The 12,239-nt window shown below is 60.1% G+C and carries 17 protein-coding genes; 13 read left to right on the forward strand and 4 right to left on the reverse strand.

Annotated features, from left to right (window positions below):
• Window positions 1-97 precede the first annotated feature (97 nt).
• On the forward strand, window positions 98-556 hold the full coding sequence (locus AC1DTN_RS27615) for a helix-turn-helix domain-containing protein (RefSeq protein WP_113323542.1): 459 nt from the start codon (window positions 98-100) through the stop codon (window positions 554-556).
• Between the two features lie 382 nt (window positions 557-938).
• On the opposite strand, the gene AC1DTN_RS27620 is transcribed toward AC1DTN_RS27615, so the two are convergent.
• Window positions 939-1,349, reverse strand: a complete 411-nt coding sequence (locus AC1DTN_RS27620) for a winged helix-turn-helix transcriptional regulator (protein ID WP_477923455.1) — start codon at window positions 1,347-1,349, stop codon at window positions 939-941.
• A 121-nt stretch (window positions 1,350-1,470) separates the two neighbouring features.
• On the opposite strand from AC1DTN_RS27620, the gene AC1DTN_RS27625 reads away from it, so the two are divergent.
• The 6 genes from AC1DTN_RS27625 to AC1DTN_RS27650 all read left to right on the forward strand — a co-directional run bounded on the left by AC1DTN_RS27625 (window position 1,471) and on the right by AC1DTN_RS27650 (window position 6,051).
• A complete protein-coding gene (locus AC1DTN_RS27625; protein ID WP_442205580.1) occupies window positions 1,471-2,454 on the forward strand; it encodes an MDR family oxidoreductase in 984 nt (327 codons plus the stop codon).
• 141 nt (window positions 2,455-2,595) lie between these two features.
• Window positions 2,596-3,426, forward strand: a complete 831-nt coding sequence (locus tag AC1DTN_RS27630) for an alpha/beta fold hydrolase (RefSeq protein ID WP_477923457.1) — start codon at window positions 2,596-2,598, stop codon at window positions 3,424-3,426.
• A 25-nt stretch (window positions 3,427-3,451) separates the two neighbouring features.
• Window positions 3,452-4,171: a hypothetical protein gene (locus AC1DTN_RS27635; protein ID WP_477923459.1), complete on the forward strand. Its 720-nt coding sequence runs from the start codon at window positions 3,452-3,454 to the stop codon at window positions 4,169-4,171.
• A 6-nt stretch (window positions 4,172-4,177) separates the two neighbouring features.
• Entirely contained in the window at window positions 4,178-4,597 is a 420-nt protein-coding gene (locus AC1DTN_RS27640; protein WP_477923460.1) for a GlcG/HbpS family heme-binding protein, read from the forward strand.
• Between the two features lie 12 nt (window positions 4,598-4,609).
• On the forward strand, window positions 4,610-5,329 hold the full coding sequence (locus AC1DTN_RS27645; RefSeq protein ID WP_477923461.1) for a hypothetical protein: 720 nt from the start codon (window positions 4,610-4,612) through the stop codon (window positions 5,327-5,329).
• 338 nt (window positions 5,330-5,667) lie between these two features.
• On the forward strand, window positions 5,668-6,051 hold the full coding sequence (locus AC1DTN_RS27650; protein WP_442205576.1) for a VOC family protein: 384 nt from the start codon (window positions 5,668-5,670) through the stop codon (window positions 6,049-6,051).
• 95 nt (window positions 6,052-6,146) lie between these two features.
• Here AC1DTN_RS27650 and AC1DTN_RS27655 read toward each other — a convergent pair whose 3' ends face one another.
• Entirely contained in the window at window positions 6,147-6,644 is a 498-nt protein-coding gene (locus AC1DTN_RS27655; protein WP_442205575.1) for an SRPBCC family protein, read from the reverse strand.
• Window positions 6,634-6,987 carry a helix-turn-helix domain-containing protein gene (locus AC1DTN_RS27660; RefSeq protein ID WP_113323533.1) on the reverse strand — a complete coding sequence of 118 codons (354 nt, stop codon included), beginning with the start codon at window positions 6,985-6,987 and terminating at the stop codon, window positions 6,634-6,636. The genes AC1DTN_RS27655 and AC1DTN_RS27660 overlap by 11 nt, the downstream gene beginning before the upstream one ends.
• Before the next feature lie 280 nt (window positions 6,988-7,267).
• Between AC1DTN_RS27660 and AC1DTN_RS27665 the strand changes: the two genes are divergently transcribed.
• From AC1DTN_RS27665 to AC1DTN_RS27685, 5 genes are all read left to right on the forward strand, one after another.
• On the forward strand, window positions 7,268-8,023 hold the full coding sequence (locus AC1DTN_RS27665) for an SDR family oxidoreductase (protein WP_477923462.1): 756 nt from the start codon (window positions 7,268-7,270) through the stop codon (window positions 8,021-8,023).
• Window positions 8,024-8,110: 87 nt separating this feature from the next.
• Window positions 8,111-8,488 (forward strand): cupin domain-containing protein, encoded by a 378-nt coding sequence (locus tag AC1DTN_RS27670; RefSeq protein ID WP_477923464.1) that lies wholly within the window; start codon window positions 8,111-8,113, stop codon window positions 8,486-8,488.
• Window positions 8,489-8,601: 113 nt separating this feature from the next.
• Complete coding sequence (locus AC1DTN_RS27675; RefSeq protein WP_477923465.1) at window positions 8,602-9,354, forward strand: SDR family oxidoreductase; 753 nt, start codon at window positions 8,602-8,604, stop codon at window positions 9,352-9,354.
• A gap of 100 nt (window positions 9,355-9,454) precedes the next feature.
• Window positions 9,455-10,153, forward strand: a complete 699-nt coding sequence (locus AC1DTN_RS27680) for an HAD family hydrolase (RefSeq protein WP_477923466.1) — start codon at window positions 9,455-9,457, stop codon at window positions 10,151-10,153.
• Between the two features lie 126 nt (window positions 10,154-10,279).
• Window positions 10,280-10,930, forward strand: a complete 651-nt coding sequence (locus tag AC1DTN_RS27685) for a LysE family translocator (protein WP_477923467.1) — start codon at window positions 10,280-10,282, stop codon at window positions 10,928-10,930.
• 59 nt (window positions 10,931-10,989) lie between these two features.
• Here the strand turns inward: AC1DTN_RS27685 and AC1DTN_RS27690 are convergent, their stop codons facing one another.
• Window positions 10,990-11,334 carry an ArsR/SmtB family transcription factor gene (locus AC1DTN_RS27690; RefSeq protein WP_310388527.1) on the reverse strand — a complete coding sequence of 115 codons (345 nt, stop codon included), beginning with the start codon at window positions 11,332-11,334 and terminating at the stop codon, window positions 10,990-10,992.
• Window positions 11,335-11,440: 106 nt separating this feature from the next.
• On the opposite strand from AC1DTN_RS27690, the gene AC1DTN_RS27695 reads away from it, so the two are divergent.
• Complete coding sequence (locus AC1DTN_RS27695; protein WP_477923468.1) at window positions 11,441-12,187, forward strand: glucose 1-dehydrogenase; 747 nt, start codon at window positions 11,441-11,443, stop codon at window positions 12,185-12,187.
• Window positions 12,188-12,239 lie beyond the last annotated feature (52 nt).

A 12,239-nucleotide genomic window follows, 5' to 3' on the forward strand; every position in this document is an offset into this window, starting at 1 on the left:
GGGTTATCGAATTTCGAATGTTTCGAATAATTCACTTGTTTCGTTTAATGCGCCAGACTATTTTGATTTGTTCTGATGATGACGAAGGATCGGAAACATGAGTGCGATTAGAAAAGATGCCTTTGCCGAGCGACTTCCTGATGATGTTGAAATCAAAAATGCTGAGCAATTGCGGACGATTATCGCCTCTCAGTTGAAGTCTGACGAGGGAGCACGGCTGTCATTGGCACAGCCGACGGGAGAGATTGAAACAATCGCGCTGTCACCAGCTCTTGCTGCTTCCTTTATGGAAGTTCTACGGCTTGTTTCAACCGGACGCGGCTTTCGCATGATCCCCGTCGATGCAGAGCTTACCACGCAGGAGGCTGCTGATTGTTTGAACGTCTCCCGCCCATACCTCATCAAGCTTCTGGAAACTGGCAAGATTCCCCATATCAAGACCGGACGTCATCGCAAGGTCAGAGCGTCAGAGTTGTTCGCATACAAGCACAAGCGTGACGAAACCCGTTCAGCAGCGTTGAATGACTTGGCTGTTCTGGATGCAGACCTGCTGTGAGTCATTTTGCAGACAGGTTTACGGTGCTGATTGATGCCTGCTGTTTAGCAGGCGCACTGCGCAGAAATATGCTTCTAAGCCTCGCGGAGGCGGGCTTCTATCGCGCGAGGTGGTCCGAAATGCGATTGCGCTTCCAGCGACCCGAATACACTTGGGATGCGTTATGTCAAAAAATTGAGGCGCAAGGCCTTAGTCAATCTGCTTCGATGATGCAGGAATTTTCTGATCTGTTTAAATAAATGATCCTGGCTGCAATAGCAGTTGGTGGAGACAAGCGAGCGAAGCTGCGCACCGTTTTCGGAGCAACCGGCAACAGGCGTTTGCAGACTACCGCGCAGAAAGCTGCCGATTGCCTGAACGTCTCCCGAGTTTTGCTCCTGATCTAGCGGGCTGCCGCGGCTCTGCGACCAGCGGAAACCGGCGCTTCATCGGCCGGGCAGAGCGGATCCAGTTCTGGAAGGTTCTGCTGTTCCTCGCGATATCGGTCCCCCCAGTCCCTGAGGTTGCCAAGGATCGGCACCAGCGAGCGCGCAAGCTGCGTCGCCTCGTATTCGACGCGCGGCGGGACCTCCGGAAAGACGTGGCGCGTTATCAGGCCATCAGCCTCCAGCTCCCGCAGCTGGAGCGTCAGAACCCGGTGGGTCGCGTCCGGCATGAGACGGTTCAGTTCCATGAAACGCTTCTTGCCCATCAGAAGGTTGGCCAGGATCGTCGGCTTCCAGATTCCGCCGATGATGGAGACGGTGAGTTCGACGGAACATCCGCTCTTGGGCTGGAGTCGCTTGGGTCGCATCGACGGTGTCCTCTTCGGTCCTCACGCACATAATTGATAGTATAGGCTGTAATTGTGCGTTCTTTCAATGACTTCCGAGTGCACATACAACAGCGAAATCATTTCAAGAAGGAACGATTTCGTGTCTTTTCAAGCAATCCTCGCAAGGCAATCGGCAGACGGCGTAACGGCAACCGTCGAGACGGTTGAGGACGATATCCTGATGGAGGGCAGTGTCACGGTCGCGATCGACTGGTCGACGGTAAACTACAAGGACGCCTTCGCTCTCGCCGGGCAGAGGATCATCCAGACATTTCCGCTGATATCAGGCATCGACTTTTCGGGAACCGTCGAAAGCTCGCGCGACGCCCGCTTCGCACCCGGCGACAAGGTCGTCGCGACAGGTTGGGGACTGAGCCAGACGCATCATGGCGGGTTCGCGCAGAAAGCGCGCGTGCCGGCGGACTGGCTGATCAAGCTTCCGGCCTCGATCTCGACGCGGGACGCCATGGCGATCGGCACGGCTGGCTTCACCGCGATGCTGAGCGTGCTTGCCCTGGAGCATGGAGATGTGGGGCCTGAACGAGGAGAAGTCCTCGTCACGGGCGCGTCCGGCGGCGTCGGCTCCATCGCGATCGCCATTCTGTCCAGGCTCGGCTACCGCGTCGTCGCCTCCACCGGCAAGAGGAACGAGACCGATTATCTCCAGCGGCTCGGCGCCGGCGAAGTGATCGACCGGGCAATGCTTGCGCAGGAGGGTGCGCCGATCGCTGCCGAGCGGTGGGCGGGAGCGGTCGACGCCGTCGGCGGCCGGACGCTCGCAAACGTGCTTGCCCAGACGAAATACGCAGGCGTGGTGACGAACTGCGGCTTCGTGGGCGGACGCGATCTTCCGGCCAGCGTCCTCCCGTTCATCCTGCGAGGCGTCGCGCTCGCCGGCATCGATTCCGTGAACGCGCCGATGGCGATCCGCCAGAAGGCATGGGCAAGGCTTGCGACGGATCTCGACCTCGACAAGCTGGCATCCACGATCACGCAGGTCGGTCTCTCCGATGTGCCGAGGATTGCGGCAGAAATGCTGGAAGGCCGTGTCCGCGGCCGCACGCTGGTCGACGTGAACAGCTGAGCGGTTCCGCGATCCCCTCAACCGCCGAACCGCTCCGGGTCGGCCCCAACAATTCGCGCAGCATGGCGGATGGCTCCCCTGGAACCGGACGGCGATGACGCGCGCCCCGATACTTGAAAACCTCCCCCGAAAGGAACTGACATGACCGATTCACTGCAGACTGCGCCCACGCAGTATCTCGAAGCGGATGGAATCCGCTTCGCTTACCGCCGCCTCGGCCCTGATGCAGGCACGCCGCTGATCCTTCTGCAGCACTTCACCGGCACGATGGATTCCTGGGATCCTGCAGTGATCGATGCGCTGGCGGCGGAGCGCACCGTCATCGTCTTCGACAATGCGGGCGTCGGCAGATCGTCAGGCGCCACGCCTGACAATGTCGAGCAACAGACGGCGGACGCGGAATCCTTCATAGCCGCGCTCGGCTTCGACGAGGTCGATCTGCTCGGTTTTTCCCTCGGTGGCTTCCTTGCCCAGCTGATGGCAGTCCGGCCGAAGGTCAAGGTTCGCAGGATCATCCTGGCCGGCACCGCGCCGAAAGGTGGCGAGGAACATCTGCTGCAGGTGGTCGGGGAGGCTTTCGCAAAAGATGCGCGGGACGTAAGGCTTCCGCTGTTCTTCACCCCGTCGGCGCAAAGCCAGCGAGCCGGCGAGGCCTTCGTCGACCGCGCCCTCGCCCGGAGGCAGGACCGCGATCCCGATAGCGCAGATACCGTCAGCGATCCGCAAGCCGCGTCGATCATCGCATGGTGCTCTGAGCGCGACCCGCATCACGCCTCGCTAAAGGCGATCGGGCAGCCGACGCTCATCGTCCACGGCAGCGACGACACGATGTTTCCGTCGGTCAACGCCTACGAGCTGTTCAAGGCGATGAGCAACGCAACGCTGATCATCTACCCGGATTCCGGCCACGGCGCGCTTTTCCAGTATCCGGAAACATTCGTCTCGCACGTCAAGACCTTCCTCGACGCCTGAGCGTCATCTTTTTAGGAGTACTAAAATGAATGCATTGGCGCAGAAGATCATCGACGCCCACGGCGGTCTCGAGATCTGGAACAGGTTCTCTTCTCTGACGGCCCACCTCAGGCAGGGCGGCGCGCTCTGGGGGTTGAAGGGTCATCCCGGGAAGCTCGACGAGACTGATGTCACGGTTGGCCTGCGGGAAGAATGGGCATCGCACGCTCCGTTCGGCCCCGAGGGCAAGGTCAGCCGCTTCGAGCCCGGCAGGGTCGTTCTCAGGGATTCCGCCGGCAGCGATCTCGACACGCTTTCCGACCCGCGCAGCTCCTTTGCGGGCCATGCACTCGAAACGCCGTGGACGGAGCTTCAGCTCGCCTATTTTGCCGGCATTGCCATGTGGACCTACCTCAACATGCCTTTCCTTCTTGCTCAACCGGGCATCGAAAGCGAAAAGATTGCGGACTGGCATGAGAATGGCGAAACGTGGCAGCGTCTCAGGGTGACCTTCCCCAAGAGCATCGCGACCCATAGCACGGTGCAGACCCTCTATGTCGACGAGGCCGGGCTTCTCAAGCGCCATGACTACGACGTCGAGATCGCCGGCAACACGCCGGGCGCCCATTATATCGGCGGTTACGTCAATGTTCAGGGCCTGATGTTCCCGACCGAACGCCGGATCTATCCGCGCCTGCCGGATGGTTCCAGCCTGTCCGAACCGCTGGTCGTCTCCATCGACCTCTCTGATATAAGTCTGGCCTGACACGTCATGCGACATCCAAGACTCGATCTGGCGGCCGCACGCGCGATGATCGCGGCCGCGGAAACCCGTGCCGGGGAGACCGGCGTCAGGGCGACCATCGCCATCCTCGACGGCGGGGGCGATCTCCTCGCCATGATCAGGATGGACGGCGCATGGCCTGGCGGGTTCGACCTCGCCCTCGGAAAGGCCACGACCGCCCGATCCTTCCACGCGCCCTCCTCCGCCTTCGTTCCGCTGATCCAGCCCGGCCAGCCGCTGTTTTCGGTAAGCAGCGTGGGAGGCGGACGATACGTGATCCTCGGCGGCGGGTTTCCTGTCGAACTTGACGGCAATGTCATCGGCGCCATCGGCGTGAGCGGCGGCTCGGTCGAACAGGACATCGCAATCGCCGAGGCGGCGCTCGCCGCCTTCAATCTCAGCAAGTGACTGGAGTACATAATGACCGATCTCGTCAATCTGGCGATCGAAGCGCATGGCGGCCTGAACCGCTTCAACCAGTTCTCCTCCCTGACGGCCAGGCTGTATCAGGGCGGCGCGCTATGGGGCCTGAAAGGGAAGCCGACGGTCCTGGAGAACTGCAACGTCAAGGTGGACCTCAAGCGCGAGCGGGTCTCGCACTGGCCTTTCGCCCCCACGCAGCACCGGTCTGCATTCACGCCTGATCGTGTGGCGATTGAAACGGCTGATGGAACCGTCGTCGAAGAACTGATCAACCCACGGCAGTCTTTTGAAGGCTATCTGATGGAGACGCCGTGGAGTGATCCCCAGGTGGCCTATTTTGCTGGCTACACGATGTGGACCTACCTGACGTCTCCCTTCATCCTGAAGCGCTCAGGGGTTACGTCGAGGGAGATCGAGCCGTGGCATGAGAACGGAAAGACCTGGCGGCGGCTGCATGTCACCTTTCCGGACGAGATCGCGACACACAGCGCCGAGCAGATCTTCTATTTCGACGACGCCGGGATTCTGGTCCGGCATGACTACGAAGTGGACATCCAGGGCAGGAATGCAGCGGCCCGGTACCTGAGCGATTACGTGTCTGTCGATGGAATTCTCCTGCCCGGGAAGATGCGCATCTTTCCGCGTGGAAGCGACGACATCGCGCTGACCGAACCGTTGATCGTCTCCGTCGACCTGTCCGACTTCCGTTTCGAGTAACGAAAATTCCGCAGCGCGTGTTCGCGCGCGCTGCAAGCTTGAGGCTGCAAATGAGCGGCGCACCTTGAATTTCAAGGCAAGCGTCGAGCATGGCCTTGAGTTGCGGCGCATCGACCTTCTCGATGTCTCCCCGCAAATGGTCCATGATGTCGTGAAGCGCGTCTGTATCTTTTGAGTATGGCGGCGCGGATCATGATCGACTGCACTGACGAGAGATATTCTCCCATGGGTCGATGTTTCGATGAACCGACGATCCGCTTGGCGGTTGCAAGCCAAACTCCTGCCGAACTCTTTGCTGCCGCTGCCACCACCCTACTTTGTCCGAAGGAGGAATTGATATGGCTACCGTCAGCGTTCGTTATATCGTCGACGACGTCGATGCAGCGATTGCATTCTATACGCAGTCGCTCGGCTTCGCGCTCACCATGCATCCGGCTCCGAGCTTCGCCATGCTCACCAGGGGCGATCTTCGCCTGCTCGTGAACGGCACGACGGGGCCAGGCGGCGCCTCCCAGCCCATGCCGGATGGACGCCGGCCCGAACCCGGCGGATGGAACCGCATCCAGATAGAGGTCGACAATATCGAAGACGAGGTCCAACGCCTGAAGACATCAGGCGCCAGATTTCGCAACGATATCGTCACCGGGTTTGGCGGCAAGCAGGTCCTCGTCGAAGACCCCGCGGGCAATGCCGTCGAATTGTTCGAGCCGCCGAAAAAGTAGCTGCGCAGCGGCGGCCCTGAAATTTATAGGGCGTGGTCTTCAGGCTGGACTGCACTGTCTCAGTCTTCGCCGCGCCACCCGCGAGATCGGCGACGTCATGCCCCTCCCGCGCCGAGGGCAACGAGAAGCTCGTCCAGTTGCTCGAACTGCTCGGGCATCCCGCCCTCCGCCCCGGAATTGGCGTCGAACGCTTCCTTCGAGGGATAGAGTTCGTGCAGCACCAGCAGTGTCTTGCCGCCTTTTTCCTCGAAGGTCACCGTGGTGATGGCAGCGTCATCACTTTCCTCATTCGTCCAGACCAGGCGAGCGTTCGGTATCACTTCGAGATACTTGCCGAAGAATTCCATGGCGCTCGAGGCATCGTGGCCAAACGCAACACGGTAGCCACCTCCGACGCGGACATCCATATCGCAGGAAAGCATGGGCACGCCCATCGACTTCGGCGCCCACCACCGCATGAACAGCTCGGGCTTGGTCCACGCCGCAAACACGATATGTGCCGGGCCGTTGAAGGTTCGCGTAACGACGAGCTCACGCTCGGACGTCCGTTCCACCGTCGTGGGGTTCTTCATGGGGGTAGGCTTACTCTCCATCGTCCTTCTCCTTCCGTTTCAGTTCCTCGATAACCTTGTCCAATTCGTCGAAGCGTGCGTCCCAGAGCTGGCGGTAACTCTCGATCCATGCCGCCTCTTCCTCCAGCCGGCGCAAGCCGAGCTTGCAGGTCCTCACGCGCCCGACCTTCTGCGTGGTGACGAGCCCCGCCTGTTCCAGCACGCCGACATGCTTCTTCATGCCCGTCAGCGTCATCTGGAACTTCTCGGCAAGGTCCGTGATCGACGCATCTGCACGTCCGAGCTGCTCCAGAACGCCGCGTCGTGTGGCGTCCGAGAGCGCGGCAAACGAGGCATCGAGGCGGGCTTTCGAATACTGAACCATTTGGTTCAGTGTATAGCGCAGGGACGATCGGCGCGCAAGGGGACCGGGCGATCTTGCCGATCGAGCGCCTCTGCCTTTCGCCAATTATGGTTGCCCCCGATCTCATATGAGAACAATATACCCGCGCGATGCGAGATCGCCCCTCGGCCTAAGCCGACCGTGGCGACGACAGTCGATGTGTTCCACTTAATCCAAGCATGGAATTTCTCGCGGCTGTGTCGGCTTTCGCGATCGTAACCTGGAACTCCGGCCCAAGAGGGTCGCGGGAGGAGAACCCGTTATGAAAATCGTACTTATCGGAGGCACCGGCCTCATCGGATCGAAGACCGCAGCGCGTCTGCGCGACAAGGGCCACGAGGTGCTGGCCGCATCCCCGAAAACCGGCGTCAACACCGTCACCGGGGAAGGACTGGCGAGCGCGCTCGCCGGGGCCGACGTGGTCGTCGATCTCTCAAACGCGCCGTCCTGGGAAGACCAGGCAGTCCTGGACTTCTTCGAGACATCGGGCCGCAATCTGCTCGCCGCAGAACGCGACGCCGGCGTGAAACACCATATCGCCTTGTCCATCGTCGGATCGGAACGGCTGCCGGAGAACGGCTATTTCAGGGCCAAACTGGCCCAGGAGAGGCTCATCAAGGGATCGCCGATCCCGTACACGATCATTCATTCGACCCAGTTCATGGAGTTCTTGAAGGGCATCGCCGATGAAGCGACCGTCGGGACTGTTGCCCGGCTCTCTCCTGCGGCGTTCCAACCCATAGCGTCAGACGACGTTGCCGACATCGTGGCGGACGTTGCCCTTGCAAGGCCGATCAATGGGATGATCGAAATTGCAGGTCCGGAGCGCTCCCGCATGAATGAGATCATCGGCCGTTATCTGAAGGCGATCAATGATCCGCGCACCGTCGAGGCGGATGTTCACGCGCGCTACTTCGGGGCCGAGMTGGACGATCGCTCGCTCGTGCCTGGCGAGGGTGCGAGGCTCGGCAAAATCGGCTTTGCCGATTGGTTCCGCCAGTCCCAGCAGTCCAGGTAGCTTGCAATGGCTTGCAGGCTCTAAACGCATTTTCGCACGGCAACGAAGAGGGTTACGACAATGAATTTTGCCCTATCCGCATTGCTGGTGTCAGCCAGCATCTGTCTCTCCGGCACTTTGGCTGCTGCCGCCGACGACACTGCAAAAGTAACATCGCTCATGAGCAAGGACCTTCCGGACTATCCGGGCAAGGAGGGACTCATGATTTCGGTCGATTACCGACCGGGAGGCTCCTCGCCGGTTCACAAGCATGAGGCGGACGCCTTCGTCTACGTTCTCGAGGGCTCGATCGTGATGCAGGTCAAAGGAGGAAAGGAAGTGACCTTGTCTCCAGGCGAGACGTTCTACGAGGGCCCTTCCGACATTCACCTGATCAGCCGTAACGCGAGCAAGACGAAACCGGCGAAATTCATCGTCGTGCTGGTCAAGAAAAAGGGCGCTCCGGTGGTGATGCCGGTAAAATGACATCAGGCGCTCTAAGCGCCGAATTTTTGCGGTGCCGGCCGAACCAGTGCCGGCATCGTCCCAGCTTTTGATCGTTGCGATCGAGGTTAGGGGCGAAAACACGGAGGGGATCAATGAGAGTAACGGTCATGGGAGCGAGCGGGCGCATCGGAACGCGCCTCGTTGAAAGCCTCCGGCAGGCGGGGGCCGAAGTCGTCCTTGCATCCCCCACTTTCGGGGTAAACAGCGTGACGAGGGAAGGCCTGAGGACCTCGCTCACGGGAGCGGACGCCGTCATCGACGTCACGAACGCGGCATCCTTCGGAGACAATTCCGCGTTGGAATTCTTCAGGACATCAACCCGAAATCTGCTGGCCGCCTCCGCGGATGCAGGGGTCGGCCACTATCTCGCCCTGTCGATCGTCGGGACCCCTCGCCTTGTCGAGAGCGACTACTTCCGCGCAAAGATGGTGCAGGAGAACCTGATCAAGGCGGCCCGCCGGCCCTATACGCTTGTCCACTCGACGCAATTCTTCGAGTTCATCAGCGGCGTGATCGACATGGCGGCAGGTGATGACGGTATCCGGCTTCCTTCCGCATCGGTGCGGCCCATAGCCGCCGACGACGTCGCGGAGGTGCTCACGCAGTTGGCGTTGGAACCTCCGGTGAACGATACGGTGGAAATAGCGGGACCGGAGCAGTTCGCCCTCGATGAGATCGCCCGCATGCTTGTCGCAGCCAACGAAGACATGCGCCCGGTAATCACCGACGAGACCGCGCGCTACTATGGCGTCGAACTGAACGACGACACATTGCTGCCGCTTCACCTCGCCCATGTCGGTCCTATCAGGTTCGAAGACTGGCTGAACCAGTCCATGGCCAGTTAGGGGCAATCCCGGCCCGAGGCTGACATCGCCTTTGTGTTTTCATGGCCGTCGTGACAATACGGATGCAGCCAAGGAAACATCGCTCTTGTCAGGTTCATAGATGAAGCGCCTGCCCCGTATCCCCCAAGCCGTCTTGTTCGACATGGACGGGGTGATTTTTGACACCGAAACTCTGTATCGCGATGCGACGATAGCGGCTGCTCGACACGCCGGTTTTCAATTGCCTCAATCCGTCTATCTTGAAACAATTGGTTTACCCGCTCCCGCTGTTCGCGAACTTTTGCTGGCGCAATTCGGAAAGGACGCTCCTTTAGAGGATTTTTGGAGGCATGCTTCGGAGCTGTTTGAACAGATGGCTCAAACGGATTTGCGAACAAAGCCAGGCTTGCCGGAAATTCTCTCTCTTCTCGAAACAGAAGAGATACCTTCAGCCATTGTCACCTCTTCAAATCGGGCTCTTGTAGAGGCGCACCTCTCCGCAGCCGGCCTGCAAGGTCGCTTCAAAACCATTGTTGCGTATGGCGACTACATCGCGGGAAAACCACACCCCGCCCCGTATCTGCTGGCCGCTGAGCGGCTAGGCTTGCCCATTAGTGATTGCGTTGCACTTGAGGACTCCCGCAACGGGGTTCTTTCTGCGTCGGGTGCGGGAGCCATGACCATCATGGTGCCGGACCTCGTTCAGCCTGGTCGAGATATTTCCGGCCTGTGCGAGTGCATAGTGGCCGATCTTCATGTTGTACGGGAATTGATCTCGAACAGTTTGATTAACCTCGTCGGCTGGGCCGCAGACTCATAAGCGCGGAGCCAAAGCCGCATTGAGGCGAGCTGAACCACAGCGCGGCCCGCTGTCGGATACGCATACCTCGCCTTGCACGCAGACCAATGCTATCGTTACTGTCATAGGAAACGGAGCAAGACAATCATGGATTTGGCAATTCCCAGCGCAACCAATCTCAGCCTGTTCGTCAGCGCCACGCTCGTGCTGCTTCTCGTACCTGGACCCGCAGTCCTTTACATCTTCGCGCGCTCGGTCGAGCAGGGCCGTTCTGCCGGCCTCGTTTCCATCCTTGGCATCCACACGGCCACACTTGTTCATGTCGTCGCCGCCGCTGTGGGGTTGTCGGCTCTCCTGGCATCGTCTGCGCTCGCCTTCAGCGTCGTGAAATATGCCGGCGCGGCCTACCTGATTTGGCTTGGCCTCAAGAAGCTCTTCGGCCCGTCGGGCATTCCCGACGTCGAGGGAGGTTTACCGACGCGCAGCCGTATGCGCATCTTTCGTGAGGGCTTTATAGTCAACCTCCTCAATCCGAAGACAGCGCTGTTCTTTCTGGCTTTCCTGCCGCAGTTCGTTGAGGTCGACCGTGGCCATGTGGCAATGCAGGTCGCTTTTCTCGGGATTCTCTACACGGCGATCGGCGTTCTGACGGATAGCTCCTATGCCCTTGCTGCCGGCACCGCCGGCAACTGGCTAAAGCGCAGTCCCGTCTATCTCAAGGCTGAACGCTGGGTTAGTGGCTTCGTCTACATCGGCCTTGGCTTGACGGCCGCTTTTGCGGGCAATCAGAAAAAATAGCCCGTCTGGCTTCCCTTGAAAGTCGCTGGCGGCGGCCAGACCGCGATGTCATCAGGTGATCAGCCTGCGTTCGTTGCTGCCGGTGGCCGTCCGTAGGCGCTCAGGATGGCCCCGATGAGACCGGGGAAGCGGCTGTCCACCTCCTGGCAGCGCGAATGGTTGCGCATCTCCACGCCTTGACGCTCGCCCCGGATAAGTCCGGCCTCGCGCAGCACTTTCATATGCTGCGACAACGATGATTTGGGGATGACTCGGCCCCCGAGATTGGAAAGCGCAGTGCATGTGCCGCTGGAGCCGAGGCCTGCGATTTGCGCGAAGATCGCCACACGCTCCGGATCGGAGAGCGCATACAGGATCGCTTCCGGCTTCAAATCCTCGACGGCTGGATGAAAAAGCGGTCTCATGAATTTTATATAGGGCTACTTGAAATCGAGATCAACAGTTCCGAATTTCTGAACTATGGAACAATGCCGTCAACCCCGGCGGCAATCCAGGTCGAAAGGAATTGATATGTCTAAGCTTGCTGGAAAAGTCGCCGTCGTGACAGGGGCCTCCAAGGGTATCGGCGCTGCGATTGCCAAGGCGCTCGCCGCTGAAGGTGCAAAAGTGGTGGTGAACTACGCGTCGAGCAAGGCGGGTGCAGACGCCGTCGTCGAGACGATCACTGCCGCCGGCGGCAAGGCCGTCGCGGTACAGGGCGATGTTTCCAAGGCGGCACAGGCGCAAGGGTTGATCGACGCCGCAGTCAGGGAATTCGGCCGTCTCGACGTGCTGGTCAATAATTCCGGCGTCTACGAATTCGGGGCGATCGAAGAGATCACCGAGGAACACTATCACCGCCAGTTCAACGTGAACGTTCTGGGCCTGCTGCTGACCACCCAGGCCGCTGTCAAACACATTGGCGAGGGCGGCAGCGTCATCAACATCTCGTCCGTGGTAACGAGCCTCACTCCCCCCGCTTCGGCCGTCTATACCGGCACCAAGGGAGCCGTGGACGCCATCACCGGCGTGCTCGCCAAGGAGCTTGGCCCGCGCAAGATCCGCGTCAACGCCATCCTCCCCGGCATCGTCGAGACCGAAGGTACGCACACCGCAGGCGTCATGGGATCGGATTTCGAGCACAACGCGGTGGCACAGACCCCGCTCGCGCGCATCGGCCAGCCCAACGATATCGCCACGGTCGCGACCTTCCTCGCTTCTGACGATGCCGGTTGGCTGACTGGCGAACGACTGGTCGCCGCCGGCGGTTTCCGCTGATTGACGATTGATGCTGCTGCGTGCTCTTTCAGGGAGCACGCACCCTGCCCCG

The sequence above is a fragment of the Rhizobium sp. 01T444 genome, assembly GCF_056398305.1.

Bases quoted from the DNA above. Each gene is read 5' to 3' on its own strand.
- AC1DTN_RS27615 (WP_113323542.1), top strand. From the start codon at position 98: ATGAGTGCGATTAGAAAAGATGCCTTTGCCGAGCGACTTCCTGATGAT.
- AC1DTN_RS27620 (WP_477923455.1), bottom strand. From the start codon at position 1,349: ATGCGACCCAAGCGACTCCAGCCCAAGAGCGGATGTTCCGTCGAACTC.
- AC1DTN_RS27630 (WP_477923457.1), top strand. From the start codon at position 2,596: ATGACCGATTCACTGCAGACTGCGCCCACGCAGTATCTCGAAGCGGAT.
- AC1DTN_RS27635 (WP_477923459.1), top strand. From the start codon at position 3,452: ATGAATGCATTGGCGCAGAAGATCATCGACGCCCACGGCGGTCTCGAG.
- AC1DTN_RS27640 (WP_477923460.1), top strand. From the start codon at position 4,178: ATGCGACATCCAAGACTCGATCTGGCGGCCGCACGCGCGATGATCGCG.
- AC1DTN_RS27645 (WP_477923461.1), top strand. From the start codon at position 4,610: ATGACCGATCTCGTCAATCTGGCGATCGAAGCGCATGGCGGCCTGAAC.
- AC1DTN_RS27650 (WP_442205576.1), top strand. From the start codon at position 5,668: ATGGCTACCGTCAGCGTTCGTTATATCGTCGACGACGTCGATGCAGCG.
- AC1DTN_RS27655 (WP_442205575.1), bottom strand. From the start codon at position 6,644: ATGGAGAGTAAGCCTACCCCCATGAAGAACCCCACGACGGTGGAACGG.
- AC1DTN_RS27660 (WP_113323533.1), bottom strand. From the start codon at position 6,987: ATGGTTCAGTATTCGAAAGCCCGCCTCGATGCCTCGTTTGCCGCGCTC.
- AC1DTN_RS27675 (WP_477923465.1), top strand. From the start codon at position 8,602: ATGAGAGTAACGGTCATGGGAGCGAGCGGGCGCATCGGAACGCGCCTC.
- AC1DTN_RS27680 (WP_477923466.1), top strand. From the start codon at position 9,455: ATGAAGCGCCTGCCCCGTATCCCCCAAGCCGTCTTGTTCGACATGGAC.
- AC1DTN_RS27685 (WP_477923467.1), top strand. From the start codon at position 10,280: ATGGATTTGGCAATTCCCAGCGCAACCAATCTCAGCCTGTTCGTCAGC.
- AC1DTN_RS27690 (WP_310388527.1), bottom strand. From the start codon at position 11,334: ATGAGACCGCTTTTTCATCCAGCCGTCGAGGATTTGAAGCCGGAAGCG.
- AC1DTN_RS27695 (WP_477923468.1), top strand. From the start codon at position 11,441: ATGTCTAAGCTTGCTGGAAAAGTCGCCGTCGTGACAGGGGCCTCCAAG.